We start from the raw sequence: 25,022 nt of genomic DNA on the forward strand, positions 1-25,022 counted from the left end.
GCGCAAATGATCAGGACTCGGCGCCGTAGACGTCGAACTTGAAGTACTTGTCGTTGATTTCCTTGTACTTTCCGCTCTTGCGGATAGCGTCGATAGCGGAATTCAGCTTGTTGACCAGGTCGGTCTCGCCCTTGCGCACGGCAATGCCGGCGCCCGGTCCGAAGATCTCGACCGGCTGCGGCGAGGGCTGGCCGAGGATCTTGCAGCAGGCGCCGTCGGGCGAATCCAGCCACTGCTGCAGCACGACGATGTCGTCCTCGATGGCGTCGAGACGGCCATTGGCGAGATCGGCCTGTTCCTCGGGGCTGCTCGGATAGCCCTTGATCGTGCTGTCGGTGTAGGTCTTCGAGGCATAGTTGAAGTGGGTTGTCGTGGTGGCGACGCCGATCGTCTTGCCGGCGAGGTCCTCCTTGGTGACGCCCTTGAGCGGCGAATCCTTCGGCACGGCGATCGCCGACGGCGTGTTGTAATATTTGTGGGTGAAGTCGACCTTTTCCTGGCGCTCTGGCGTGATCGACATGGAAGCGACGATGGCGTCGAACTTGCCGGCCTGGAGCGCCGGGATGATGCCGTCCCAATCCTGCGCGACGAAGGTGCACTTCACCTTCATTTCGTCGCAGAGGGCCTTGGCGATGTCGATGTCGAAGCCGACCAGCTGGCCGTCCGAGGTCAGGTTGTTGAAGGGCGGGTACGCGCCTTCGGTGCCGATCCTCAGGGTCTTTTCCTGAGCCTGGGCAACGCCAAGTGTCAGCAGCGCGGCCGAAGCGGCAAGCGCGATACGCAGTGCAATACGCATGATAATCCTCTCATATTGTCATGGCCGCTGTCCCGTGCGGCTCTTGTGGGCGGAGCCTTTTTGACCGCCCGCTGCGCGGGATACTCCCACTCTTTGCAAGAAAAAAGCAACTGCAAAACAACAGCAAACGGCAATCGCCGTGTGCCGCTGCGTTACTTGGCTGGACTGACGAGACCGGTCGCGCGCTCGATAAAATCGGCTATCGATTTCGTATCGTCGAGGTTGAAGACGGGCAGCTTTTCGCCTTCGACCGGAAAGTCGGCGGCGACAGCCACGATGTTCGGGTCGTTGATCGAAAGCGGCGTCCGGTCCTTGGCCTCCAGCCGTCTCGCTTCGATTTTTTGGTGTGCTTCGCGCTTGTAGCCTTCGACCAGCACGATGTCCGAGGGCGCCAGCCGCGCCAGGATGTCGTCCAGCGTCGGCTCGTCCTCGTTGCGCAGTTCGTGCATCAATGCCCAGCGCCGGCCGGAGACGACCGCGACCTCCATCGCGCCGGCCTGGCGGTGGCGGAAACTGTCTGTGCCGGGCTTGTCGATGTCGAAGTCATGATGGGCATGCTTGACCGTCGAGACCGTCCAGCCGCGCCGAACCAGTTCGGCGACCAGCTTCTCGGTCAGGGTCGTCTTGCCGGAGTTCTTCCAGCCGGTGATGCCGAACACGCGTCTCATGGCTCAAGTCTTTGCAACAGACGCTCGGCCTCCGCAAGATCGTCGGGCGTGTTGATATTGAAGAACGGGTCGATCCGCTCGCCTCCGGCTTCGAGCATCGGAAACTCCACCTCGACAAAACCATGCCGCTCCATGAAGGCCGAGACCCGTCGATTGTCCTCCTCAACCAGGAAATGGCGCAGCGCATCGCGCAGGCCGAGCGGCCAGAGTGCGAAGGTCGGGTGCCACCTGCCGTCGGAACTGGCGACCGCGATCGCGCCCGGCCGTGCCCGAGCGGCAACGGCCAATCGCTCGACGAGATCGCCAGGGAAGAACGGCGTGTCGCCGGCCGCGCTGACCAGCGACCGGTAGCCCGTGTCCGCTGCCGCCCATTCAAGGCCGGTGAGGATGCCGGCGAGCGGGCCGGCATGGTCCTCTATCGTATCGGCAAGCACCGGAAGGTTGGTGCCGGCAAACCGTGCCGGATCGCCGTTGGCGTTGAGCACCAGCGTGGCCACCTGCAGTGTGAGACGCGCGGCGACATGCTCGATCAGCCTGACCTTGCCCAGCGAAAGCAGCGTCTTGTCGCCGCCGCCCATCCGGCGCGACTGGCCTCCCGCCAGGATGATGCCTGCAACGCTTCGATCCATCGGGCCTATATGCCGTCCGGCGCCATGTCGGGTCCAGCGCTTTCGGCGGCAGGCTGGCGCCTGCCGACGACACGCTCGCGGTAGAGCGCGTAGAGGCCGGAGCCGATGATGATCGCGGCGCCGACGATCATCGGCAGGTCGGGGATATCGCCGAAGATGACGAGGCCGAGCACTATCGACCACAGCAGCGCCGTATAGCGGAAGGGCGCGATGAAGGAGATGTCGCCCGAGCGCATCGCCATGATGATGAACTGATAGCCGATGAGCACGAGCACGGCGGCCAGCGCCAGCAGCGCCGTCGCCTCGGCGGTCATTGGCGTCCAGCCGCCCATCGGCGGGAGCAGCAGCGCACCCAGGATCGTCATGGCCAGCGCAGTCGCGGTCGATACCAGCATGGTCGGGATCGCTTGCGGGATGCGCTTGGTGGCGAGATCGCGCACCGCGCAGCAGGCGACGCTCGCCAGCGCCAGCAACGAATAGGCGCTGAAACCCTCGAAGCCCGGCCGCACGATGATCAGTACGCCGGCAAAGCCGACGGCAATGGCGAGCCAGCGGCGCCAGCCGACGCCCTCGCCGAAGAACAGTGCGGCGCCCATCGTCACCGCCAGCGGCAGCGCCTGCAGAACGGCGGAGACGTTGGCGATCGGCAAATGGGCAAGGGCGATCAGGAACGACACGGTCGCGCCGGCTTCGCCAGCGACACGCAGCGCGACCATCGGCTGCAGCATGGCGCGTGGATCAGCAAGCGCGCCGCGCCGCCAGGCGAGCAGACCGACGAAGAGCGAGGCGAAGGCGCCACGCACCAGCATGACCTGCGCCATGTTCATCGATTCGGAGGAGAATTTGGTGATCGCGTCGTTCAAGGTGAAGCCGATCATGGCCACGACCATGAACAGTGCGCCGCGAAGATTTGGCGAAAGAGGCAAGGGCGCTTCCGGTTATGTTCTCTCGCAAGCGTCTAACAGCCAGCGGCGAGACAGCAACATCAAAGAAATGGGCCACAGGAGGTTCCTGCGGCCCTCAAGATCGGCTGCGTTACTGGAGCGATTATTTCGGCGTCAGCGTCTCGGTGCCGTTGCCGTTCTGGCCGGCGATGGTCCACAGGCCGTGCAACGAGCCGTCCTTCTCCACTTTGTAGACGACGAGGCCGATTTCCTTGCCCATGACGTAGCCGGCGGAAAAGGCATCGTCATTGCGCATGCAAATGCCGTCGGAGGACGAGCCGCCGGTTTTCCAATGGATCGTGCAGGTTGTGTCGCTGGTCAGCGTGATGGTTGCCTCGCCGCCATATTTCGATCCGTCGAAATTGGTGCCGGCGACAGTGTAGGTGCCACCGATCGACTGAGCGGCCGCAGGCACCAAGGCAATCCCGAGCATTGCAAGCGAAGCCAAGAATTTGCGCATGAGAATTCCCCCTGAATGCGAAAAAAATCGCTTCATGAGGCTAGGCCGGAACAAGTCGGCGGTAAATCGGGTGGAAGTCGGCGCGGTGGTTTATTTCCAGTGCGCCGAGCGCAGCTCAAGGGCCGCGCAGGCTGGCGGCGATCGCCCCGGTCAGCGGATCGTATTTCGCCTTACGCGAGGAAGGATACTCGATCCAGACGGTGCGGATGACACCATCCTTTCCGAACAGGCGCCGTTCGTTGAAGACCTTGTCGCCCTTGATGCCGGAAACCACCGCCCAATTCTTCCCGGTCTTGCTGTAAGTGATCTTGTAGCCCGGCCCGGTGTTTGCCTTTTCGTCGGCGACGAAGCCCTTCGGAGTGTCGCTGTCGATGTTATAATTGCCCCAGCAGGTCAGGCTGGCGCCGTCGGGCGCGCTCCATTGCTGCCCATCGCCGTTTTCTGGCTCGGGCAAGCGGTCGCTGAAAATCTCGTCGGGAAAGGTGCAGGACGTGCCGAAGCGCGCATTGACGTAGGTGAACGGCTTTGCGATTGCCGCTGTCGTCGCAATCGTCAGCAACGAGAAGGCGATCACCAAAGGCGCGCCCTGGACGAGATGAACACACTTCATGATGCCCCCAAGGTCCGTGACCGAGGGTGATCCTGCACCAAATCGGAGAAAAAATCAGCCGCCGGTGACGCTCATATGGCGCGATACCGAGGGTCGGCTGGTGCGGCGGTCGATGACGAAATCATGGCCCTTCGGCTTGCGCCCGATCGCCTCGTCTATGGCCTCGCCGACCAGCTCATTGCCTTCGGAGGCGCGCAGCGGCGCTCTCAGGTCGGCGGCGTCCTCCTGGCCGAGGCACATATAGAGCGTGCCGGTGCAAGTCAGCCGGACGCGGTTGCAGCTTTCGCAGAAATTATGCGTCATCGGGGTGATGAAACCGAGCCGACCGCCGGTCTCGGCGACCTGGACATAGCGGGCAGGGCCGCCGGTCTTATAAGGAATGTCGGTCAGCGTGAACTGGCGCTCAAGCGAGGCGCGCAGCAGCGACAGCGGCAGATACTGGTCCGTGCGGTCGGCGTCGATCTCGCCCATCGGCATGGTCTCGATGACCGTCAGATCCATGCCGCGACCATGCGCCCAGCGCAGCATCTCCGGTATTTCAGCGTCGTTGAAGTCGCGCAGCGCCACGGCATTGAGCTTGACCTTCAGGCCTGCCGCTTGCGCGGCGTCGATGCCTTCCATGACCTTGCCGAGATTGCCCCAGCGGGTGATCTGGCGGAATTTGTCGGCATCGAGCGTGTCGAGCGAGACATTGATGCGCTTCACGCCGCAGTCGGCGAGCTCGGCGGCAAAGCGCGACAGCTGCGAGCCGTTGGTGGTGAGCGTCAGCTCTTCCAGCGCGCCGCTCTCAAGATGCCGCGACAGCTGGCGAACTAGGTGCATGATGTTCTTGCGCACCAGCGGCTCGCCGCCGGTCAGCCTCAGCTTCCTGACGCCCTTTTCGATGAAGACGCTGCAGAGCCGGTCGAGCTCCTCGAGCGAGAGCAGATCCTTCTTGGGCAAAAAGGTCATGTCCTCGGCCATGCAATAGGTGCAACGGAAATCGCAGCGGTCGGTAACCGACACGCGCAGATAGCTGATCGTGCGACCGAAGGGGTCGATCATGTCCATTGCAAGCGCTTCCGTGGCCTGAGCAGCGTCGTTATATACGGCTATGTGATACGATCCAACCGCGCATTCAAGATAGAAGCTCTCGATCTTTGGTAACATTCCCCGACCGACATTCTCTGTCGGCTGCCTTCTATCACCTTTTCGCACTGCGCGAACCGGCGTAGGGAAGGGCGCAACGCATATAGGAAGAAACATGACCGCGCCGAAGGAACTCAGGGTCTCGAAGGACCGCAAGCTGCTCACCGTGACCTTTGCCGGGCATCAGCCGTTCGAACTGCCGGCGGAGTTCTTGCGCGTGGCCTCGCCTTCTGCCGAGGTGCAGGGCCATTCGCCGGATCAGCGCGTGACTGTGCCCGGCAAGCGCAATGTCGCGATTCTTAAGATCGAGCCGGTCGGCAACTACGCGGTGCGCATCACCTTCGACGATTTCCACGACACCGGGATCTTCACCTGGAACTATCTTCACACGCTCGGGCATGAAAAAGACGAGCGCTGGAACGCCTACCTTGCCGAGCTGGCCGAGAAGGGCCTCAGCCGCGACCGCTAGCCTGGCGCCAAGACGTTCGATTGGGTGTCGTCAAAGCGTCATGGACATAGAATAGCGCCGGCAAAAGGTCAGGAGGCGAAAAGATGTCGCTCATCACATCGGTCGAACAGCTCGAAGCCCTCTACGGCCTGCCTGGCGAGGCCTCGGTCGTCAAGGAGCTCGACCATGTGATCCCCGAATATGCAGCCTTCATTGAAGCCTCGCCTTTCGTGGCGCTGGCGACCTGCGGGCCGGAGGGGCTGGACTGCTCGCCGCGCGGCGATCTCGCCGGCTTCGTGCGCCTCCTAGACGAAAAAACGCTGATGATGCCCGACAGGCGCGGCAACAACCGCGCCGATTCGCTGAAGAACATTATTCGCGATCCGCGCGTCGGGCTGCTCTTCCTTGTGCCGGGCTCCGGCACGACGCTGCGCGTCAACGGCCGCGCCCATATCACAGCCGATGCCGAGCTTTGCGCGTCCTTCATGGTCGATGGCAAGCCGGCACGGTCGATCACCGTCATCGCCGTCGACGCGGTCTATTTCCAGTGCGCACGCGCCATCGTGCGCTCGGAGCTCTGGAACCCGGCAAAGCATGCCGACCCGAAGTCGCTGCCGACGCCCGGCCAGATCCTCGAGCTCACCAGCCGCAGGAATATCAATGGCGCCGCATATGACAAGGAATGGCCGGAGCGGGCAAAGAAGACCATGTGGTAGCGGCATCGAGAGCGCCGGTCAGGCCTCCTTCAGGACATCGGCGATCTTGCGCATCTGCTCGCCGATCATGTCGCACTGCTCCGGCGTCGACTGGCTCATCGCCTTCTCGATGAGCGCCATATGTACTTTCAGCGCCCGCATCAGCAGGGCCTCGCCGGCTTCGGTGAGGTTCAACCGCAGCACGCGTTTGTCCTTTTCGTCACCCTCTCGACGCAGCAGGCCGCGGGCTTCCAGTTGCGGCAATAGCATCGTGATGTTGGAGCGGCCGACCAAGAGCTTGCGAGCAAGGTCGTGCTGCGACATCCCGGGATGACGGTAGAGGTTCATCAGCACGTCGAGCTGCGCCGGTTTGAGGTCGAGAGGCGCCAGCTTCACCGCCAGCGTGCGCTCCAGCACATGGCAGGCGCGCGCCACCGCAACCCAGTTGCGGAAGCGCGGATTGTCCCAGGGCAGCTCTTGCTTAATGTTCATGTTTGAACTATTATGTTCATGCTTGAACGAATGGTTGGACCGACACTATGGCATCATTTGGATTGAAGGTCATCCGAGGCGTCTTCGGCGCGGCCGAGCATGTCGCGCCGCGTCTCAGTGGCCGCGCCGCGTTCGAATTGTTCTGCCGCACGGCAAACGTCAAGGCCTTGAGCGATGGCGAGCGCCGCGCAGTCGAGCGCGCTGCGGGTTTCATGGCCGAGGCGCGCCATCACCGGCTGAAGACGAAGGCGGATTGCGTTGCGGTGCATGAGTTCCGGCCGGGGCCGGGCAGGGGCTCCCGCGGCACCGTGCTTGTCATCCATGGCTGGCGCTCGCGCACCGAATATATGCGAACTCTGATCGATGGGTTTCGCGACGCCGGCTACAAGGTGGTCTCGCTTGACCTGCCGGGCCACGGCCATTCGCTCGGGCGACATCTCAATATGGTGACCGCGGTCGACGCCGTGCGAGTCGCAGGCGAATGGTTCGGCCCGTTTGCCGCTGCCGTCGGCCATTCCTTCGGCGGCGCCGTCGCCGCCAATGCGGTTGCCGCTTCGGTGAAAGGCATGCCGCCGCTTGCGGCCGAGAAACTGGTTCTAATCGCGGCGCCGAGCTCGCTGCCGGCGATCTTCGACGATTTCAGCCACCGGCTCAATGTCGGGCCGCGCTCCCGGGTCGCCATGGCGGATCGGGTGAAGCATTTGTCGGGACGGCCGCTCAGCGATTTCACGGGCGACCGCCAGCTCGCCGAGGCTCCGGTGCCGACGCTGATCATCCATGCGCCGGACGACCGCGAAGTCCATGCCGATCACGCAAAACGATATGCGGGAGCCGGCGATCATGTGAGCTTGCATTGGGCCGAAGGGCTTGGCCACCGCCGCATCCTTGCCGACAAGGATGTCGTCGCGCGCGCCGTGGGCTTCGTCGCCGAGGAACGGCAACCGGCGCTGCATTGAAAATGACTGCGGGAGACGCCTGCTGGCGTCTTCCGTCCGTAGTTGCGAATGGCTCAGTCGGCCTTCTTCTTCTGCCCTGGCTCGACCGGCAGGCCGGCAGCCTTCCAGGCTGTGTAGCCGCCAAGGATGTGTTTGACCGGGGCGAGACCCATGTCCTGCGCCGTCTTGGTCGCCAGCGCCGACCGCCAGCCGCCGGCGCAGAAGAAGACGAAGGTCTTGCCGGAGGCGAAGAACGGCTTGTGGTAAGGGCTTTCGGGGTCGATCCAGAATTCGAGCATACCGCGCGTCACATGCTTGGCGCCGGGAATCTTGCCGTCGCGCTCGACCTCGCGGAGGTCACGTAGGTCGACGAAGATGGTGCCGTCATCCTCCAGCAGCCCGGCAGCTTCCTCAGGCGAAACCACCTCGATCTCGGCATTCGCTTCGTCGAGAAGTTCGCGATATCCCTTCTTCACTGCGCATCCTCCAGGCCATGGCTCGCGCCCGCCGGAATTTCGATCACAAAGACTGCTGTTTGTCACGGGCCGATGTTTGTCAGGAGGGAAGGTCGGCCATGGTCGCCAAGGCCGCACAGCGCCAACGCCTGATTGTTACCGAGGCGTCTGAAACCGGGAGCCGCCCTGCCGCATTGTGTCTCACACGGATGTGAAACTGTTCTGCAACACGGTCGCGAAAATTTATGGAAGCTTAACGGAATCAGTATGAATCGGTACAGTCGCGCATTACATCCGCCATGCGGAGGGCGGGACCGTCTAGCGGCGCGGAACGGGAAACCGGTTTCAACCGGTGCGGGTGAAGCATGAAAATCCTCGGGAACAAAATGGCCGTCATGCCGATCGCGATCGCGACGGCGCTTGCCTTCGGCCAGCAGCCGGCGAGCGCGCAGGGGCTGTTCGACATGCTGTTCGGCGGCGGCATCCGGCACAATTCCCAAGGAGAATTTCCGCCGCCGCCGAAGCCGCGCAAGGTGCAGCCTGGCACAGGCGGTAGCATCAGGATCAGCAGCCCGACCTACAATACCTACAGGGCCGACAAGCTTGTGCGCGTCGACTTCAAGTCGCTGCTGCCCGCTCCGCCGCCCGCGACCGCGCAAGATGCTGCCTTTGTGCCCTCCGTAACCGGAAGCGCGTTCCGCGACGCGCTGGCGGGCCTGAGCGATTATGAACTCTTTGCCGAGCCCGATATCGCCAAGGCGCTCATCGCCTACTATTCGGCCAATCCGGATTTCATCTGGGTGACAGGGGATGCACCCAACAGCAGGGCGCAGGATGCCGTGCGGGTGCTTGGCGGAGCGGCGAGCTATGGCCTGACGCCTGCCGATTATTCCGTCGATGTTCCTGCGGCGGCCACGAATGCCGCCTTGCCCGAAGCGCGGACCAAGGAACTGGTTCGCTTCGAGATGGCGCTATCGGCGCGCGTGCTGCGCTACGCCCATGACGCCCAGAGCGGCCGAGTCGATCCGAACCGCATGACCGGCTATTACGATTTTCCGGGCAAGCCGCTCGATCTCGAAGGCGTGCTGAAGACGCTGGCGCACACGCGAGAGGTGCGCACCTATCTCGAATCGCGGCACCCGCAGAACCCTGAATATCAGGCGCTGCGCGTCGAGTTGGAGTCGCTCCAGGCAAGCGAGGAGAACGAGATCGTCGTCGATCCGAAGCTGCTCCTGAAGCCCGGTGAAAGCAGCCCGGAACTGCCCAAGCTTTTGACTTTGATCGCGCGCAACCTCGATGACGAGATGGGCGGTGACTTTGGCGAGACCCTCGCCCGGCTCGGCAAGAGCGAGGTTTACGATCCTGAACTGGTGCCAGTGATCAAGGCGGTGCAGAAGCGGGCCGGCATGAAGGGCGACGGCGTCATCGGCCCGCGCACCGTCGCCTCGCTCGCCGGAACGTCCAAGGCCGACAAGGTCGAGAAGGTCATGGCGGCGCTTGAAGAGCTGCGCTGGCTCCCCTCCGATCTTGGCAGCCCGCGCGTCTTCATCAACCAGCCGGCCTTCACCGCAAGCTACATCGACAACGGCGAGGAGAAGCTGAAGACCCGCGTGGTCATCGGCAAGGTCACCAACCAGACCGCATTTTTCTACAACCAGATCAAGCAGGTCGACTTCCACCCCTATTGGGGCGTGCCGCAGTCGATCATCGTCAACGAGATGCTGCCGAGGCTGCGCAGCGATCCGGGCTATCTGGACCGCGCCGGCTATGAGGTGACGGATTCCAGCGGCAGGCGAGTTCCCTCTGCGGCGGTGGACTGGGGCGCCTACGGTGCCAAAATCCCGTTCAGCGTGCGCCAGCAGCCGAGCGAGGCCAATGCGCTTGGCGAGTTGAAGATCCTCTTCCCCAACAAGCACGCCATCTACATGCACGACACGCCGCAGAAGTCGTTCTTCGGGCGCGACATGCGCGCGCTGAGCCATGGCTGCATACGCCTGCAGGATCCGCGCGGCATGGCGGCCGCTGTGCTCGGCACGTCGGTCGACGACATCGCCGAGAAGCTGAAGCATGGTCATTCGACCGAGAATGTCACGCGCGTCATCCCGGTCTATGTCGCCTATTTCACCGCTTGGCCGGACATGTCCGGCAAGGTCGAATATTTCGACGACGTCTACGATCGCGATTCGAAGCTGATGCAGGCGCTGGATGCGACCGAAGCGGTGCGCGCACCGTCAACCTAAGCGCTCGATGAGCGGGCGCCTGAAACCGGCGTCACGTCCGGCAATGAGCCAATAAACGAAACCGGCCACCAGCCCGGCCGCGAGGATGATGCCAAGGTCGGCCCAGCGTTCCGGATCGTGCGGCGCGTCCGGCGAAAGCAGCATGAAACCGGCGGCCGCAACCACGCCGCCGAACAGCATATGCAGCCAGAAGCTCCGCAACGAGAAGACCTCGGCGATAAGCGCAAAGATGAGAGTCTGCATGCCGGTCGCCACGATCGTCAGGAAATAGACGAACATGCCAAGCGGCGGCACGACCAGCACGGCGACGGGCGTGAACTGCATCAGCTCGAAATAGCTTGGGGCGTTGGGCAGCGAGCTCAGCGCTGCATAGATCGCGACCAACGCGACCAATCCGACGAGCACCGCGATCAGATAGCCGGCGAGCACCATCAGGATGCGCTTCAGAACGTAGCCAACCATTGCCATGCACCCCCGTGCCCGCAATCATGGCGCGCAGTCAGCCATCAAACGTGCATCGACGCAAGTCTCGGATAGGGAGGCGCCGGCCCAGCTGCGGGCGGCCGTATCAGGCGTTACTTCGGTTCGCCGGTGACCGGATCGTAGGTGATTTCGACCTTGGCCTTGTCGGTCGTGTAATAGGTAACGGTATAGCCGTCGCTGCTCCAGCCGACCTCCTTGATATATTGGAAGTCGCTCCGCTTCTCGACCTTGGTCAGGATTTCCGAGAGCTTCTTGGCATTTTGCGGCGGCAGCGCTTGCGCTTCGGCCGCGAAAGCCGACCCGCCGACAAGGAAAAACGCGATACCGCTTGCCAAAAGAACACCGCGCATGACTGCCCTCAATCTCTCGTGGTGGCATGAACGCGCTGACAACTCGAATCCTGGCCCGTTGGTTCCGCCAACGGGCCGCAACGCCTTGCTCCACAGTTGGTCCGTCACGGCCGGCGCTACCTCTATTCGCGAAAGCTTAAATAAGTAAAACGGCGTGAATCCAACAAGTAAGGAGGCTTCTGCAACATCGGACTTCAGGTAACGAACGACTAACCATGGCTTGCGCCGAAACCGCCTTCCATTAGCTGTTCGTGGTAGAGCTTTTGGCCAGACCCTGTTAGAGTCCCGGACCAACAGGGTGGCAACGGCGCGCCGAGCCTGCCGGGGATCTTCCATCGGCAAACGGCGAAGTTTTTTGGGAGCGGAAGTCGCCTGTTCTGGACCGAAAACAGGGACCGGGGGCTCAACCATGGCTGAACGGAACTATACCCGTCAGCTTGCGACAATCATTTCTATCGACGCCGTTGGTTTTTCGCGGCTGATGGGCATCGACGACGAGCGCGCCGTCGCGGCCTTCGAGGAAAGGCGCGATATCATCACCGACAGTTGCGGCGCCTTTGGCGGCCGCACGTTTGGCGTTGCCGGCGACAGCATCATGGCCGAATTCGGCAATCCAATCGAAGCCTTGCGCGCGGCGTTCGATTTCCAGGACCGGATCATGGCGCTCAATGCCTCGGCCGCGGATGAGATGCGCATGCCGTTCCGGGCCGGGATCAACACCGGAGACGTCATCGTCCGCGAGGGCCGCCTCTATGGCGACGACGTCAACATTGCCGCGCGCCTGCAGGAATTCGCTCCGCATGACGGTCTAGCCATCTCAGAGACGACCTGGCACCACGTGAAGGACAAGACGGCCGCGGTTTTCACCGACCTTGGCGAGTTCATGCTCAAGAACATCGCCCTGCCTGTACGTGTGCTGATCGCCGGACGCGGCGGCAACGGCGCGGCGATTGCTGCGCCCCTGGCCGCCATCCCTACCGCTCCCGTCCATGACAGACTCGCATCGAAGGGCCCGCCGGCAATCGCGGTGCTGCCGTTTCACGGCAGCAACGGAGGCGAGCCTGACGTCGGCTACATGGCCGACGGCATTGCGGAAGACATCATCTACGGCCTGTCCAACACCCGCTGGCTCTCGGTGATCGCGAAGGGCTCCAGCTTCCAGTTTCGCGACGACCAGCTCGGAACCAGGCTCATCGGCAATGCGCTTGGCGCGCGCTACATCGTCGGCGGCACGCTGGCGCGCCACAGCGGGCAGATACGCCTCAACGCCTCGCTGACCGACACGTCGAACGGGCGCCTGGTCTGGTCGCAGCGCTTCGACCGCGACCTCATCGACATCTTCAGGCTGCGCGACCAGATCGGCAGCGAGATCGTTTCGATCCTCGACAAGGAGGTCGACCGAGCCGAACAGGTGCGCACCTTCCAGGTGCCGTGGGAAAGCCTCGAGACCTGGCAGCTGGTGCGGCGAGGCCGCTGGCACATGAACAGGCGCACGCGCAAAGACACCGAGATCGCGCTCGAATTCTTCGAGAAGGCTTACCAAGAAGATCCGAATTCCAGCGCCGTGCTGAACGAGCTGGCATGGTGGTATTTCTGGCGGGCATGGCTGCGCTTCGGCGACAGCGACGACCTGGCCAAGGTCGAAGAATTTGCGCGCAAGTCGCTCTTGATGGACAGCCTCGACGCGCGGCCGCACGCCTATCTCGGGGCGGCCGACATCATGCGCGGCCAGCCGGCATCGGCGGCGGAGCATCTGGCCGAGGCGATCCACATCAATCCGAGCTTTGCCTTCGCCCGCTCGGCAATGGGCAGCGCGCGGCTGCTGCTTGGCGATGCCGCCGGCGCGATCCCGTTCTTCCTGGATACCGAGCGGCTGAGCCCGTTCGACCTCTACCGCTTTCACAATCTGGGCGAGCTGGCTGCCGCATACTGTTTGGTCGAGGACTGGCCGGCCGCAATTGCGGTTGCCGATCGCTCGCTCAACCTTTCGCCGGGCTATTTCTACGCCAGGTTCCTCAAAATCGGCGCCTTGATGCGGAGCGGCCGTCTTGAGGAGGCCGAACGCGAACGCGCCATTCTGGCAACCAGGCATCCCGATTTTTCTGAGCAGCGGATTCGCTGGATACCGTTCGTCGATCCTGCGAAGAACAACTTCCTGATCGCGAATTTCGGCCAGGCCAAGTCCATCGCATGATTGCTGGAACCGAACACCGATGATTGTGAAAAAAATCACATACGCCGGACCGAACCAAACCTAGGCCAGACAATAGCCGGCATCGCAGTGACGTGGACAGCCGGGGGGCTCGAGCGCGCATGATCAAGTTGAAGTATTTCGCTGCTGTCCGCGCTGCGCAGAAGAGCCAGCGCCCTGTCGCCGAAATGCCGCCCTTCGATATCGACCGGCTCCGCGCCAAGGGGCTTGCGTCCCGTATCGCCGGCTTCCTTTTCAACGACCCGCGCTGGCTGCTGGCGCTGCTGCGCCGCTTCTGGCCGAACCTGGCCTTCGGCAATTTCCTGCTTGTCACCAAAGGCGTCGATGTGCGCGACATTTTGGAGCGCGGCGACGAGTTCGAGACGCCGTACGGACCGGAAATGGCGGAACTGGCCAGGGGATCGAACTTCATCCTCGGCATGCAGGACGGGGCCGCCTACCGGCAAATGAAATCGGCCGTGCTGAGCGCCTTTCCGCCGGCGGAAGTCGAAGCCGCCGTCAGGCCGATCGCCGAGCGTCATTCGCGCGACGTCATGACCCGGGCCAGCCCCGGCTTCGACGCCATCGGCGGGCTGATGAAGATCGTTCCGGTACGCATCTGTCGCGACTATTTCGGCCTCGAGATCGACGATGAAACCGAATTCGCCGACTGGTCGATCGCGCTCAGCGCGCTGTTCTTTTCCGATCCGACAGCGAGCCCAACGACACGTCAGCTCGCGATCGTCGGCGGCGATCGTCTGATCAAGGTCATCGACCGCTCGATTGCCGCGATCAGGGAAAGGGGAGGGAAGGACGAACGGCCACTGGCGCGCCTAGTCGCGCTCATGGATCAAGGGCGCCTATCGCAGCCCGATATCCATTCGATCATGCTCGGCATGATTGCCGGCTTCGTTCCGACCAATGTGCTTGCCGGCGGCAATTGCCTGGACGTCATCCTGTCGCGGTCAGATGCAAGGCAGGCTGTCGACGCAGCCATTGCAGCGGGCGATACCGGCAAACTCGATAGGGCGATCCTGGAAGCCATGCGCTTCAAGCCGATCTGGGTCGGCCCGTGGCGCTACACCGCCCGTGACGCGGTCATCGGCCAGGGCACCCGGCGAGAGCGCCTTGTGAAGGCCGGAACGGTCGTCATGCCGGCGACCCTTTCCGCCATGTTCGATCCGGAAATCGTGCAAAGGCCAAACGAATTCGACACCTCGCGGCCTTATCGCGATTACATGGTGTTCGGCCACGGCATTCATCTGTGCATCGGGGCCGAGATCGCCCGCATTCAGATCGGCGAATGCGTTCGCGCCCTGTTCAGCAAGCCCAAGCTCCGCCGCGCGCGCGGCAGAGCCGGCAAGATGGTCAATGTCGGCGCCTATCCGGCCAGCCTCAAGGTCGATTTCGAGCGCTCGCCGCTTTGCCGCACAGTCGACCAGTCGATGGTCACCGTGGTTTGCCCGATCAGGCGTGCGGTGCCGCTGGATGCCGTGCGCGACAAGGTCGGCGCACTTGGCAACCCGGCGATCGACGAGGTGGGCAATGCGCTCGACAATGTCGGCACGGTCCACTTCGCCAGCCTGGCTGTCGCCGCCACCGGCAGGGACGAGAAATTGGACCTCGAGACGGGCGCGCTCGTCCTCGAAATCTCCGGCGACGGCAGCACCGACGATGTCATCGGTGCCATCACGCAGGCCATAGGCCACCGGCTGCGGCCGATCTTCAGGGCCGTATGCGGTCTGCCCGACGACGCTTCGCTGCAGGACTTCCTGAAGAAGCATCACATCGAGATCTCGCCGTCCTTCGGCAGCACGGCAGGGCTGGTTTTTTCCGGAACGCCTGGCCATTCGGTGCGCCGCATCCTGGCCGAGGCAGAGCTCGCCGACAGCGTGCGCGAGATCGTCGAAAAGCCGCGCGCGGGTACTGGCAACGCCCTTGCTGTGCTCACCGAGGCGCGCCGGCATGCCCAGTCGCTAGGAAAGTTCGGCTGGGCCTTCGAGCCGGCTGAGAGCCTGCTGGAGCGGCCTCCGGGCCGCTGGTGGCGAGCCTTGACGACGACGCTGCTTGCGCCGGCTGTGCTCGCCACCGTCGCGATCGTCATACTTGCCTGCTGGCGCATGACCTATGTGCTCGTGTTCGGCAATCCGCACGGTGTCACCTTCACCAACGTCGCAATTGCCGGCACCGCGCTTCTGCTGGCGGTGCTGGGGCTGCTCGCGATAGCCCTGCTGTTCATCGGCTTGTGCTTCCTCAGCCTGCGGCGCCTTGAGGACAAGGACCGGCCGCAGAGCACGCCGATCGATCTCGGCGCGCTGGACAGGATCCTCGCCAATGAGGACCACTGCGCGCAAAACCATCTCACCGCGATATCGACGATGAAGGCCGGCACCTTGCGGCGGCTGGCGCTAAGGCTTTCCTTCTACCTGATCTCGATATCGGCGCAGAAGGTGTTCAAGCCGGGGTTCCTCGCCACCATAAACGCCATTCACTTCGCCCGCTGGGTGCTGCTGCCGGGCACCGACAAGCTGATGTTCTTCTCCAACTATGGCGGCAGCTGGGAAAGCTATCTCGAGGACTTCATCGCCAAGGCCTCAGAGGGCCTGACCGGCGTATGGAGCAACACGGAAGGCTACCCGCGCACGCGTTGGCTCTTCCTCGACGGCGCGCGCGACGGGGACCGCTTCAAGCGCTGGGCGCGGCGTCAGCAGGTGCCGACGCTGTTCTGGTACTCTGCCTATCCGCATCTCAACACCGCGCGCATCCGTATCAACTCGAAGATCCGGCGCGGCATTGCTTCCGCCACCGGCAGCGAGGCCCGCAACTGGGTGAGCCTGTTCGGCTCGCTGCAGCGGCCGCAGGCAAGGCCGGCTGCAACCGTCGGCCGTGAACCGGCGCCTTCGCCCGTGGAAGAACTGGAAGCCGGCGAGATCCAATCCATTTTCTTCGGCCCGTTCGGCGCGCTTGGCCACGCGCATATGCTGGCGATCCGGGTGCCGGAAGAACTGCCGGCCATGCAACGCAGAGCGTGGCTGGACTTCGTCATCGACAAGACCAGTTTCGGCGACGGCGTGCCGGCCGGACGCGCCATGACGGTGGCCTTCGGTCCCGACGGTTTGCGCCGTCTTGGGCTGAAGGGCGGCGTCGACGACGATCCGCTGGACACATTCCCAGCTGCCTTTCGCCACGGCATGGGCAATCCAGAGCGCAGCCGCATCCTCGACGACACCGGCCCCGATGCGCCTGACAAATGGCAGTGGGGTTCGGCCACGGCGCCGGTCGACGCAGTCGTCATCTGCTACGCCGCGGAGCCGGCGGTACTGAAGGGGGAGGTTGCGGCCGCGAAGCGAAAGACGACAGGCGCAGGGATGAAGATCGTTGCCGAATTGCCGCTTGTCGTGAACCGCGAGCCAAAGAAGGACGGTGGGACAACGCAACATGCTGGCAACGACGGCAAGCCGGAGCGCGCCCGCGCCTACGAGCATTTCGGCTTTGCCGACGGCGTCTCGCAGCCGATCGTCAGGGGTACGTCGCGCGCCAGCAAGGGTGCCGCGCCGATGCACCTGGTCGCGCCGGGCGAGTTCCTGTTCGGCTATCGCGACGAGCATGGGTTCTATCCAGCCTCGCCCTCCGTCCGGGCAGCACAGGATCGGACCGGCATCCTGTCTCAGGTGCGGCGCAACCGGCAGATCCCCGGTCAGCCCCCGCCGCCACGCGATTTCGGCCGCAACGGCTCGTTCCTGGTCGTGCGCCAGTTCGAGCAGCATGTCGAGTTGTTCGATGACTACTGCAAGCATGCCGCCGCGCGGGCTGCGCGCGAGACCGGCGACAACGCCATCACGCCGCGCTGGGTCGCGGCCAAGATGCTCGGCCGCTGGCAGGACGGCAGTTCGCTGGTGCGCAACCCCGATGGCCGCCCGGGTCGTGGCGTCGACAACGACTTCGGGCTCGGCGCCGAGGACCCGCAGGGGCATCGCTGTCCGCTCGGCTCCCATATACGCCGTTCCAATCCGCGCGACTCGCTTGGCGAGGATCGCGAGACGCAGATCAGGATCGGCAAGCGCCACCGCATCCTGCGCGTCGGCCGCACCTATGAGAAGAAGGACCGCAGCGGGAAGGTCGAGAAGGGGCTTCTCTTCATGTGCCTCAACGCCGACATCGAACGCCAATACGAGTTCATTCAGCAGACGTGGGTCTCGTCGAGCTCGTTCCAAGGCCTTGTCGGTGAAAAGGATCCGACGATCGGCGCGCGCGACGGCGGCGGCCGGTTCTCGATTCCGTCCTGGGAAAAGGTGACAGTGCTCAGGGACATGCCGCAATTCGTCACCACGAAAGGCGGCGGCTACTTCTTCATGCCGAGCCGGTCCGCGCTGCGCTACCTGATTTCGCGGCTCTGATTCGGGTCAGAATCGTTCAGTCGTCGTCCTGCGAAGCGGCGATGTGGTTCAGCGCGGCGGCATTGGTGATGCGCAGCCCGCCGCGTTTAATGTCGATCATGTGCCGGTTGCGCCAGTCGTTGAGCGTCTTGTTGACCGACTCGCGCGTCGCGCCGAGGAATTCGCCGAGTTCCGATTGCGAAATCGGGATCCAGCCGGCGGGGTCGGCCATGACGCCGCTGAGGAACACCAGCCGTTTCGCCAGCCGGGCCTCGATGCCGAAGAAGGCCTGGTCGCCGAGTTCGCCGCTGACCCAGCGCAGCCGCGTGCACAACAGCTCGATCATGGCGCGCGCCAGCGGTGGATTTTTTTCAATGCGATCAAAGAGTTGCGCGCGACTGAGGGAAACCAGCTCGCATGCGGTGAGACAGATGGCGGTTGCCGTGCGCGGGCGTCCGTCGAGCGCGCCGATCTCGCCGATCAGGCTGCGCGACAGCTCGATATTGGCCACCAGCTTCTGCCCGCCCGGTGAATAGAGCGAAATCTCGACCGTGCCGCTCATCACGCCGTAGATGCGGTCGGATGCGTCCTCCTGGACGAACAGGTGCTGACCGGCGGCATAACGTTCGACCTTGCAGCCGCCGAACAGCAAATCGAACTGGCGCGGATCGATCCGCGCCAGACGCGGCAGGGTGCTCCTGTCGTCTGCGCTGGCTGTGGACATGATGCGGTTCCGCCTCTCGTTGAGCGGAAATTGTATGACAAGTGCATGCTCGATCAAGGCCTGTCTCCTTTGGTGCGATTGCGGCAACACACGACGGCCTTTGCAGATCGGGCGCCAGACGTGCGCTGCCGGCATCAAATTGTCCGGCAACTGTCCCTTGCAGCGGGAAACCGGAGCGCGCTGGCGAACGCGAACCGAACTACGAAACGCCGTTCGCGCGCGTGGCGGGAGGCGACCGACGCGCGCGAACAGCAAATCTGAAAATGGCTAGGTGATCGAAACTCCCTGCCGAGCTTTCAGGCCCGGAGGCCGTTGGAGCCCATGCATTGAAGCAGAAGCCAGTACCACCGGTGCAATATCTGTGCGCGATGCCTCCGCGGCGTATGTGAAGGCGATCACAGAAGCGTCGCTATTGTCCAGCAGCGGCTTGCCGCCACCCTGCATGGACCAGGCCGACGACCCCGACCGAACTCAGCGCCTTCGAATGCAATGTCGGCAACAAGGGCAGCGGCCCGGCTGTCGACACCGCCCGCAGCAGGCACCACACTGCGGCAGTGCTTCAAAAGGCAATTGCGGAAAATCGAAAACCGATCTATGGAGCACGCGGCTGATTGAGGGCGGCTATCCATCCTATTTGCATAGGTTCGCTGCCCCATGCCCGATAACTTCTCGCGTGTAATCGCATTTCTTGCCGTGGTTATGGCCCTGCTGTTTGCCGGGCTGCATTTCCAACAGGGCAACATCATAGCCACGCTCTACTTCATGACCGGCGCCATTCTGGTGACGGGAGTAACGCATTTGAATGTGCGCCGAGGCCTGATCTAAGCGGCCTCCCGGACGCGAGCTGCCCCGCTGCACGAAATTGAAGAGGTTCATCGCGGCCGGATCATCCAACTTTCGGGAAGTTGGATGGTGGGCGATGCAGGGATTGAACCTGCGACCCCACCCGTGTGAAGGGTGTGCTCTCCCGCTGAGCTAATCGCCCGCTCGTTGCCCGAAGGCCGAAGCGAGCCGCGATATAAGGGAGGCGGGTGCGCGAAGTCAAGGCAATGTGCCGACGTTATCCTGCGGACCGATTTCGGGTTCCTGCCGGCTCGATCTGGGCAGGCGCTCAGCGCGCCGCCGCGATCAGACGCTGGGCCAATTCCGGCGTCAGCGTGTCGAAATGCGAGATCACCAGCGTCGGTTCGAACTCGCGCACATGACGATCCGTATAGCCGAAATCGACCGCCACCACCGGAATACCGGCCGCCTTGGCGGTGTCGATGTCGGTCTGCGAATCGCCGACCATCAGGGCGTTGTGCGGATCGCCGCCAGCCAGTTTGATGGTTTCGGTCAGATGGCGCGGGTCGGGTTTGCGGAAGGCAAAAGTGTCCTGGCCGCAGATCGCGGCAAAGTATTTGTCGAGACCGAGCGCGCCGATCAGCGTCGCCGAATTCGCTTCATACTTGTTGGTGCAAACCGCCATCAGATAACCGGCGGCCTGGAAGTGGTCGAGAGCCGCGACCACGCCGGGATAGGGGCGGGACTTGCCTGGAATGTTGATCGTGTAGTGGTCCAGGAAAAGCTTCAGCAGCCGGTCGTGCTCTTCCGCCATCAGCGCCTTGTTTTGCGCCGCATGCGCGCGTTCGATCATCACGCGGCCGCCATGGCCGACGTAGCGCTTGAAGCCGGCTTGGTCGACCGCGGCAAGCTCCGCGGCCGCCAGGCTGTGGTTGAGGCTGTCGAGCAGATCCGGCGCAGTGTCGATGAGCGTCCCGTCGAGGTCGAACACGATGATCGGTCGGGTCATGGCCAGTCCTGAATGATTGAGGTTCCGCAGCCGATACAAGCTGGGCGGTGGTCAAGCAAGCCGCCTCCATCGGTCCACAGGCAGAGCCTTTGACGGGACAGGCAAAAATGCTAGGAGGCGCGCCAAACCATGGAAATCGGGGACAGGAGCGGCATGGACGCAAGGCAGATGAAGGTCGAGGCCGCGCGTGCGGCGCTCGCCCATGTCAGCAGCGGCATGCGGCTCGGCATCGGCACGGGCACGACCGCCGACGAGTTCGTCCGGCTGCTCGCCGAAAAGGTCGCGACCGGCCTCAGCGTCATCGGCGTGCCCACATCCGAGCGCACCGCGGCACTCTGCCGCGAGCTTGGCGTGCCGCTGTCGACGCTCGAGGAAACGCCGGAGCTCGACCTCACCATCGACGGCGCCGACGAGATCGATCCCGCGCTGACGTTGATCAAGGGCGGCGGCGGGGCGCTGCTGCGCGAGAAGATCGTCGCGGCGGCGTCGCAGCGCATGATCGTGATTGCCGACCAGTCCAAGATGGTCGAGACGCTCGGCCGTTTCCCGCTGCCGATCGAGGTCAACAAGTTCGGCCTGCGCGCCACCGAGATCGCGGTCGGCGCGGCGGCGGCAAGCCTCGGCCTTGCCGGCCCGGTGACATTGAGGATGACGGGGGAGCAGCCATTTGTTACAGACGGCGGCCACTTTATCCTCGATGCATCTTTTGGCCGCATTCCGGATACAAGAGCGCTTTCGAATGCTCTCTTCGCCATTCCAGGCGTTGTCGAGCACGGTCTATTCATCGGGCTGGCGTCAACCGCCGTCATCGCCGGCGGCGACGGCATCCAAACCGTCCATGCCGCCCGAAAACCAGGGAGTTCTATCGACCATGATGTTGCATAAACGGGTTCGCCGCCTTTCGACCATTCTGGCGGCCTCAGCGGTGCTTGCGCTGTCCTCGCCGGCGTTTTCGCAGGATATCAGCGAATCGCATCTGAAGGCCGCACGGGCCGCAGTTGCGGCTATCCACGCCACCGACCCGTTCGACAATATCCTGCCGCAGGCGGCGGCCGCGCTTGAGAACCAGCTGATCCAGAAGAATCCCGACATGCAGGAACTGATCGGCAAGACGGTCACCGAAAAGGCGATGGGCTTGGCGGCGCGCCGCGCCGACCTGGAGAAGGAGGCGGCGCTCGCCTACGCCAAGGTGTTTTCCGAAAAGGACCTCAACGATATCGCCACTTTCTACAGCTCGGAAGCCGGCAAGAAGCTGCTCGACAGCGGCCCGGCGGTCACGCGCGACCTGGTGAAGGCGGCCGACATTTGGCAGAACGGGGTCGCCCGCGACCTCGCCCAGCAGGTCGGCGAAACGCTCGCCGCCGCCGCAAAGGCCGCGGCTCCGGCCAAGCCTGCGAAGGATGCGACCGCTCCTGCCGACGGCTCCGCTCCTGCCGATAATTCGGCGCCTGCAGACGACCAGGCTCCTGCCGACAACTCGCCCCCTGCCGACAATTCGCAGAACTGATCCGTTTCAAGCGGCCGACGGCCGACTTGACCAGAAGAGCTCGGATTTCCGGGCTTTTCTTTTGCCTGCTGTCCGCCTACCTGTGACACATTTCCATTGCGCAGGAGTCCTTTCGATGGCCGGTTACGACTATGATCTCTTCGTCATCGGCGGCGGCTCCGGCGGGGTGAGGGCGGCCCGTGTGGCTGCCTCGCTCGGCAAGCGCGTCGCCATTGCCGAGGAGTATCGCTATGGCGGTACTTGCGTCATCCGCGGCTGCGTGCCGAAGAAACTTTATGTCTATGCCTCGCAATTCCCCGAACATTTCGCCGATGCCGCCGGCTATGGCTGGATGGTGCCCGAGGCAAGCTTCGACTGGCCGACGCTGGTCGCCAACAAGGACAGGGAGATCGCCAGGCTGGAGGCGATCTACAAGAGGAATGTCGAAGGTGCGGGCGGCGAGGCCTTCCACTCGCGCGCCGTGCTGGTCGATCCGCATTCCGTCTATCTCACTGCCGAAGACCGCACCGTCAGCGCCGACCAGATCCTGATCGCCACGGGCGGCCGTCCGGCTCCGCACCCGGCGCTTTCCGGCCACGAATATTGCATCTTCTCCAACGAAGCCTTCGATCTCAAGGAATTGCCGAAGGCGATCATGATCGAGGGCGGCGGCTATATCGCCGTCGAATTCGCCAACATCTTTCATGGACTGGGCGTCGACACCACGCTGGTCTACCGTGGCCAAGAAATTCTTTCGCGCTTCGATATGGACCTTCGCCGCTCGCTGCACGAGACAATGGAGAAGAAGGGGATCAGGATCCTCTGCCGTTCGATCTCGGAATGGGTGCGCAAGACCGCTGAGGGCAGACTGGACGTGCTGCTCTCCAGTGGCCAGACGCTGACCGTCGACCAGGTCATGCTGGCGATCGGCCGCATCCCGAACACGGAGAATATGGGACTCGAAGGCATCGGCATGGAGCTCGGCAAGACCGGCGCGATCATCGTCGATGAATTTTCCCGCACCAGCATCGACAATATCTGGGCGATCGGCGACGTCACCCACCGCGTGCAACTGACGCCGGTGGCCATCCACGAAGCGATGTGTTTCATCGAGACAGCCTTCAAAGGCAATCCGACAGCGCCAGACCATGATACCATTCCGACGGCCGTGTTTTCGCAGCCCGAGATCGGCACCGTTGGCCTATCCGAGGACGAGGCCGTCAAGCGCTTCCCCGACATCGAGATCCATCGCGCGTCTTTCCGTCCCATGCGGCACACGCTGTCGGGCCGTGACGAAAAGATGCTGATGAAGCTGGTGGTCGACGGCGCGTCGCGGAAAGTGCTCGGCGCCCATATCCTGGGACCGGACGCCGGCGAGATGGCGCAGCTGCTCGGCATTCCGCTGAAGGCGGGGCTGAGCAAGGACGATTTCGACCGCACCATGGCCGTCCACCCGACAGCGGCGGAGGAGCTGGTCACCATGTACAAGCCGACCTATCGCGTGAAGAACGGCGAGCGCGTTTGAAGCCAAGCCGGGAAGGCGCCGCCGGCCATGCCGACGGCGCGAAGCTTCTTGGCTAGAGGAGCGTGCCGCGCAGGATCACCAGAGCCACCGAGAAATAGATCACCAGCCCGGTGACATCGACCAGCGTGGCGACGAACGGTGCCGAGGCGCTTGCCGGATCGAAGCCGATGCGCTTCAGCGCGAAAGGCAGCATCGATCCCGACAGCGAGCCGAAGGTCACGATGCCGACCAGCGCCGCGCCCACCGTTGCCGCGATCAGCATCCAATGCGGGCCATAGTCGTAGAAGCCGAAATACTGCCAGAGCGCGATGCGGCAGATGCCGACTATGCCGAGGATCGAGCCGAGCACCAAACCGGTCGGCAACTCGCGCAAGGCGACACGCCACCAGTCGCGAAGGCCGATCTCGCGCAGTGCCAGCGCGCGGATGACGAGCGAGGTCGCCTGCGAGCCGGAATTGCCGCCCGAGCTCATGATCAGCGGGATGAAGAGGGTGAGCACGATCGCCTTCTCCAACTCGCCCTCGTAGCTCTGCATGGCGTTCGCCGTGAGCATCTCGCTGAGGAACAGTGCGCATAGCCAGCCGGCCCGCTTCTGGATCATGGCGAGAAAGCCCATCTTCATATAGGGCTCGTCCAGCGCCTCCATGCCGCCGAAACGATGAACGTCTTCGGTCGTTTCCTCGACCATGGTGTCGATGATGTCGTCGATGGTGGCGATGCCGAGGATCTTGCCGTGATCCACAACCGGCAGGGCGAGCAGATCGTATTTGGAGATCGTCTGCGCCAGCGTTTCGCGATCGGTCAGCGGCGTGACCGTGACCGGCATGCGATCCGGCGCCACCGACAGGATCGAGTCCTGAGGCTCGCCGGTGATCAGCCGGCGCAAGCCCGTCGCCCGCAGCAGGAGCTGCGTGTCCTTGTCGGTGATGTAGATCGCATAGACGGTCTCGCGCGTCCGCTCGACTTTGCGGATGTAGTCGAGCGTGCGGCCGACGGTCCAGTCCGAAGGCACGCTGACGAACTCGGTCGTCATGATCGAGGCGGCGCTGCCCTCGGGATAACCGAGAATCGAAAGCAGCGTCGCGCGCAGCGGTGGGGCAAGCGCGCCAAGCAGTTCCGAGCGCGCAGGCTCAACGAGCTCGCGCAGGATGTCGGCTGCGCGGTCGACCGACATGGCGGTGAGCAGCTTGCCTGCTTTCGCGCGCGGCAGGGCTGCGGCGAGTTCCGGCGCGCTTTCGAGCTCCGGCTGGTCGAAGATTTCGACCAGCCGCTCGAACGGCACCGCGCAGAGCAGCTCGATGGCGGTCTCGCGAGGCTCGCGGTTAAGGGCTTCGACGACGTCGGCGGCGTGGTCGTTGGCAAGAACGCGGGCAACGGCGACCGCTTCGTCGTCCAATACGGATGCGAATTCATTCATGGCTCACTCCTTGCCGTCCGGCAGGACGTGAGCCGTCAGGTCACGTCAAGGCGGACGGCGGTTGCGTTCGACTGTGACTGTCGCCAGGCATGGCGGGTTTGACCTTTCTGCTCGCGGGGTAGCGCATGACTCCCCGAAAAATCGGCTCCGATTTCGGAAAGGCGCATGCGCAATTCTA

24 protein-coding genes and 1 tRNA gene are annotated in these 25,022 nt (G+C 63.5%); 10 read left to right on the plus strand and 15 right to left on the minus strand.

Annotated elements, in window-relative coordinates; translation table 11 throughout:
- Positions 1-10: 10 nt before the first annotated feature.
- From EJ078_RS29370 to moaA, 7 genes are all read right to left on the minus strand, one after another.
- Positions 11-796, minus strand: a complete 786-nt coding sequence (locus tag EJ078_RS29370; RefSeq protein ID WP_067319995.1) for an ABC transporter substrate-binding protein — start codon at positions 794-796, stop codon at positions 11-13.
- Positions 797-948: 152 nt separating this feature from the next.
- Positions 949-1,464, minus strand: coding sequence for a molybdopterin-guanine dinucleotide biosynthesis protein B (gene mobB / locus EJ078_RS29375; RefSeq protein ID WP_067319999.1), 516 nt, complete (start codon positions 1,462-1,464; stop codon positions 949-951).
- Complete coding sequence (mobA, locus tag EJ078_RS29380; protein ID WP_127216479.1) at positions 1,461-2,093, minus strand: molybdenum cofactor guanylyltransferase MobA; 633 nt, start codon at positions 2,091-2,093, stop codon at positions 1,461-1,463. The genes mobB and mobA overlap by 4 nt, the downstream gene beginning before the upstream one ends.
- A gap of 5 nt (positions 2,094-2,098) precedes the next feature.
- Positions 2,099-3,019 carry a DMT family transporter gene (locus EJ078_RS29385; RefSeq protein WP_127216480.1) on the minus strand — a complete coding sequence of 307 codons (921 nt, stop codon included), beginning with the start codon at positions 3,017-3,019 and terminating at the stop codon, positions 2,099-2,101.
- A 121-nt stretch (positions 3,020-3,140) separates the two neighbouring features.
- Positions 3,141-3,497: a hypothetical protein gene (locus tag EJ078_RS29390; RefSeq protein ID WP_066989872.1), complete on the minus strand. Its 357-nt coding sequence runs from the start codon at positions 3,495-3,497 to the stop codon at positions 3,141-3,143.
- 115 nt (positions 3,498-3,612) lie between these two features.
- Complete coding sequence (locus EJ078_RS29395; protein ID WP_127216481.1) at positions 3,613-4,107, minus strand: hypothetical protein; 495 nt, start codon at positions 4,105-4,107, stop codon at positions 3,613-3,615.
- 54 nt (positions 4,108-4,161) lie between these two features.
- On the minus strand, positions 4,162-5,157 hold the full coding sequence (gene moaA, locus EJ078_RS29400; protein WP_095825398.1) for a GTP 3',8-cyclase MoaA: 996 nt from the start codon (positions 5,155-5,157) through the stop codon (positions 4,162-4,164).
- Between the two features lie 193 nt (positions 5,158-5,350).
- Between moaA and EJ078_RS29405 the strand changes: the two genes are divergently transcribed.
- Together EJ078_RS29405 and EJ078_RS29410 are read left to right on the plus strand one after the other, a co-directional pair.
- Complete coding sequence (locus tag EJ078_RS29405) at positions 5,351-5,704, plus strand: DUF971 domain-containing protein (RefSeq protein WP_066989863.1); 354 nt, start codon at positions 5,351-5,353, stop codon at positions 5,702-5,704.
- A gap of 83 nt (positions 5,705-5,787) precedes the next feature.
- On the plus strand, positions 5,788-6,399 hold the full coding sequence (locus EJ078_RS29410; RefSeq protein WP_127216482.1) for a pyridoxamine 5'-phosphate oxidase family protein: 612 nt from the start codon (positions 5,788-5,790) through the stop codon (positions 6,397-6,399).
- An 18-nt stretch (positions 6,400-6,417) separates the two neighbouring features.
- Here the strand turns inward: EJ078_RS29410 and EJ078_RS29415 are convergent, their stop codons facing one another.
- Positions 6,418-6,870 carry a MarR family transcriptional regulator gene (locus EJ078_RS29415; protein ID WP_067320018.1) on the minus strand — a complete coding sequence of 151 codons (453 nt, stop codon included), beginning with the start codon at positions 6,868-6,870 and terminating at the stop codon, positions 6,418-6,420.
- Positions 6,871-6,917: 47 nt separating this feature from the next.
- Here EJ078_RS29415 and EJ078_RS29420 point away from each other — a divergent pair, with 47 nt between their 5' ends.
- Positions 6,918-7,826 (plus strand): alpha/beta hydrolase, encoded by a 909-nt coding sequence (locus EJ078_RS29420; RefSeq protein WP_127325324.1) that lies wholly within the window; start codon positions 6,918-6,920, stop codon positions 7,824-7,826.
- A 53-nt stretch (positions 7,827-7,879) separates the two neighbouring features.
- Here EJ078_RS29420 and EJ078_RS29425 read toward each other — a convergent pair whose 3' ends face one another.
- Complete coding sequence (locus tag EJ078_RS29425; RefSeq protein ID WP_127216937.1) at positions 7,880-8,281, minus strand: rhodanese-like domain-containing protein; 402 nt, start codon at positions 8,279-8,281, stop codon at positions 7,880-7,882.
- A gap of 344 nt (positions 8,282-8,625) precedes the next feature.
- On the opposite strand from EJ078_RS29425, the gene EJ078_RS29430 reads away from it, so the two are divergent.
- On the plus strand, positions 8,626-10,500 hold the full coding sequence (locus EJ078_RS29430; protein WP_127216936.1) for a murein L,D-transpeptidase: 1,875 nt from the start codon (positions 8,626-8,628) through the stop codon (positions 10,498-10,500).
- Here the strand turns inward: EJ078_RS29430 and EJ078_RS29435 are convergent.
- On the minus strand, positions 10,492-10,968 hold the full coding sequence (locus EJ078_RS29435; RefSeq protein WP_127216935.1) for a hypothetical protein: 477 nt from the start codon (positions 10,966-10,968) through the stop codon (positions 10,492-10,494). The two genes, EJ078_RS29430 and EJ078_RS29435, sit on opposite strands and share 9 nt — an antisense overlap.
- Positions 10,969-11,075: 107 nt before the next feature.
- The gene (locus EJ078_RS29440) at positions 11,076-11,333 is read right to left on the minus strand and encodes a PepSY domain-containing protein (RefSeq protein ID WP_066989847.1); all 258 of its coding nucleotides are present in this window, start codon (positions 11,331-11,333) and stop codon (positions 11,076-11,078) included.
- Positions 11,334-11,742: 409 nt separating this feature from the next.
- Between EJ078_RS29440 and EJ078_RS29445 the strand changes: the two genes are divergently transcribed.
- A complete protein-coding gene (locus EJ078_RS29445) occupies positions 11,743-13,527 on the plus strand; it encodes an adenylate/guanylate cyclase domain-containing protein (RefSeq protein WP_067320029.1) in 1,785 nt (594 codons plus the stop codon).
- 119 nt (positions 13,528-13,646) lie between these two features.
- Positions 13,647-17,921 (plus strand): cytochrome P450, encoded by a 4,275-nt coding sequence (locus EJ078_RS29450; protein WP_128294501.1) that lies wholly within the window; start codon positions 13,647-13,649, stop codon positions 17,919-17,921.
- A gap of 16 nt (positions 17,922-17,937) precedes the next feature.
- Here EJ078_RS29450 and EJ078_RS29455 read toward each other — a convergent pair whose 3' ends face one another.
- Positions 17,938-18,624, minus strand: coding sequence for a Crp/Fnr family transcriptional regulator (locus EJ078_RS29455; protein WP_095830188.1), 687 nt, complete (start codon positions 18,622-18,624; stop codon positions 17,938-17,940).
- A gap of 654 nt (positions 18,625-19,278) precedes the next feature.
- Between EJ078_RS29455 and EJ078_RS29460 the strand changes: the two genes are divergently transcribed.
- Complete coding sequence (locus EJ078_RS29460; protein ID WP_164750822.1) at positions 19,279-19,449, plus strand: hypothetical protein; 171 nt, start codon at positions 19,279-19,281, stop codon at positions 19,447-19,449.
- Positions 19,450-19,534: 85 nt separating this feature from the next.
- Here EJ078_RS29460 and EJ078_RS29465 read toward each other — a convergent pair.
- Positions 19,535-19,609: transfer RNA gene (locus EJ078_RS29465), tRNA-Val, on the minus strand.
- A gap of 126 nt (positions 19,610-19,735) precedes the next feature.
- Positions 19,736-20,416, minus strand: a complete 681-nt coding sequence (locus EJ078_RS29470) for a phosphoglycolate phosphatase (RefSeq protein ID WP_066989841.1) — start codon at positions 20,414-20,416, stop codon at positions 19,736-19,738.
- A gap of 153 nt (positions 20,417-20,569) precedes the next feature.
- On the opposite strand from EJ078_RS29470, the gene rpiA reads away from it, so the two are divergent.
- The 3 genes from rpiA (at position 20,570) to gor (ending at position 23,427) form a co-directional block, all read left to right on the plus strand.
- Positions 20,570-21,301: a ribose-5-phosphate isomerase RpiA gene (rpiA, locus tag EJ078_RS29475; protein ID WP_066989839.1), complete on the plus strand. Its 732-nt coding sequence runs from the start codon at positions 20,570-20,572 to the stop codon at positions 21,299-21,301.
- Positions 21,288-21,923: a DUF2059 domain-containing protein gene (locus EJ078_RS29480; RefSeq protein ID WP_127403544.1), complete on the plus strand. Its 636-nt coding sequence runs from the start codon at positions 21,288-21,290 to the stop codon at positions 21,921-21,923. Before rpiA ends, EJ078_RS29480 begins: the two co-directional genes overlap by 14 nt.
- Positions 21,924-22,038: 115 nt before the next feature.
- Positions 22,039-23,427 (plus strand): glutathione-disulfide reductase, encoded by a 1,389-nt coding sequence (gor, locus tag EJ078_RS29485; RefSeq protein WP_127217256.1) that lies wholly within the window; start codon positions 22,039-22,041, stop codon positions 23,425-23,427.
- Between the two features lie 52 nt (positions 23,428-23,479).
- Here gor and mgtE read toward each other — a convergent pair whose 3' ends face one another.
- Positions 23,480-24,844, minus strand: a complete 1,365-nt coding sequence (mgtE, locus tag EJ078_RS29490; protein WP_208720975.1) for a magnesium transporter — start codon at positions 24,842-24,844, stop codon at positions 23,480-23,482.
- Positions 24,845-25,022: the final 178 nt, after the last annotated feature.

Origin of the sequence: Mesorhizobium sp. M1A.F.Ca.IN.022.06.1.1, assembly GCF_003952605.1 — a bacterium.
Classification (GTDB): Bacteria; Pseudomonadota; Alphaproteobacteria; order Rhizobiales; family Rhizobiaceae; genus Mesorhizobium.

Excerpts from the sequence above, each read along its gene's own strand:
- EJ078_RS29370 (WP_067319995.1), bottom strand. The coding sequence starts at position 796 with ATGCGTATTGCACTGCGTATCGCGCTTGCCGCTTCGGCCGCGCTGCTG.
- mobB (WP_067319999.1), bottom strand. The coding sequence starts at position 1,464 with ATGAGACGCGTGTTCGGCATCACCGGCTGGAAGAACTCCGGCAAGACG.
- mobA (WP_127216479.1), bottom strand. The coding sequence starts at position 2,093 with ATGGATCGAAGCGTTGCAGGCATCATCCTGGCGGGAGGCCAGTCGCGC.
- EJ078_RS29390 (WP_066989872.1), bottom strand. The coding sequence starts at position 3,497 with ATGCGCAAATTCTTGGCTTCGCTTGCAATGCTCGGGATTGCCTTGGTG.
- EJ078_RS29395 (WP_127216481.1), bottom strand. The coding sequence starts at position 4,107 with ATGAAGTGTGTTCATCTCGTCCAGGGCGCGCCTTTGGTGATCGCCTTC.
- moaA (WP_095825398.1), bottom strand. The coding sequence starts at position 5,157 with ATGGACATGATCGACCCCTTCGGTCGCACGATCAGCTATCTGCGCGTG.
- EJ078_RS29405 (WP_066989863.1), top strand. The coding sequence starts at position 5,351 with ATGACCGCGCCGAAGGAACTCAGGGTCTCGAAGGACCGCAAGCTGCTC.
- EJ078_RS29410 (WP_127216482.1), top strand. The coding sequence starts at position 5,788 with ATGTCGCTCATCACATCGGTCGAACAGCTCGAAGCCCTCTACGGCCTG.
- EJ078_RS29415 (WP_067320018.1), bottom strand. The coding sequence starts at position 6,870 with ATGAACATTAAGCAAGAGCTGCCCTGGGACAATCCGCGCTTCCGCAAC.
- EJ078_RS29420 (WP_127325324.1), top strand. The coding sequence starts at position 6,918 with ATGGCATCATTTGGATTGAAGGTCATCCGAGGCGTCTTCGGCGCGGCC.
- EJ078_RS29430 (WP_127216936.1), top strand. The coding sequence starts at position 8,626 with ATGAAAATCCTCGGGAACAAAATGGCCGTCATGCCGATCGCGATCGCG.
- EJ078_RS29435 (WP_127216935.1), bottom strand. The coding sequence starts at position 10,968 with ATGGCAATGGTTGGCTACGTTCTGAAGCGCATCCTGATGGTGCTCGCC.
- EJ078_RS29440 (WP_066989847.1), bottom strand. The coding sequence starts at position 11,333 with ATGCGCGGTGTTCTTTTGGCAAGCGGTATCGCGTTTTTCCTTGTCGGC.
- EJ078_RS29445 (WP_067320029.1), top strand. The coding sequence starts at position 11,743 with ATGGCTGAACGGAACTATACCCGTCAGCTTGCGACAATCATTTCTATC.
- EJ078_RS29450 (WP_128294501.1), top strand. The coding sequence starts at position 13,647 with ATGATCAAGTTGAAGTATTTCGCTGCTGTCCGCGCTGCGCAGAAGAGC.
- EJ078_RS29455 (WP_095830188.1), bottom strand. The coding sequence starts at position 18,624 with ATGTCCACAGCCAGCGCAGACGACAGGAGCACCCTGCCGCGTCTGGCG.
- EJ078_RS29460 (WP_164750822.1), top strand. The coding sequence starts at position 19,279 with ATGCCCGATAACTTCTCGCGTGTAATCGCATTTCTTGCCGTGGTTATG.
- EJ078_RS29470 (WP_066989841.1), bottom strand. The coding sequence starts at position 20,416 with ATGACCCGACCGATCATCGTGTTCGACCTCGACGGGACGCTCATCGAC.
- rpiA (WP_066989839.1), top strand. The coding sequence starts at position 20,570 with ATGGACGCAAGGCAGATGAAGGTCGAGGCCGCGCGTGCGGCGCTCGCC.
- EJ078_RS29480 (WP_127403544.1), top strand. The coding sequence starts at position 21,288 with ATGATGTTGCATAAACGGGTTCGCCGCCTTTCGACCATTCTGGCGGCC.
- gor (WP_127217256.1), top strand. The coding sequence starts at position 22,039 with ATGGCCGGTTACGACTATGATCTCTTCGTCATCGGCGGCGGCTCCGGC.
- mgtE (WP_208720975.1), bottom strand. The coding sequence starts at position 24,844 with ATGAATGAATTCGCATCCGTATTGGACGACGAAGCGGTCGCCGTTGCC.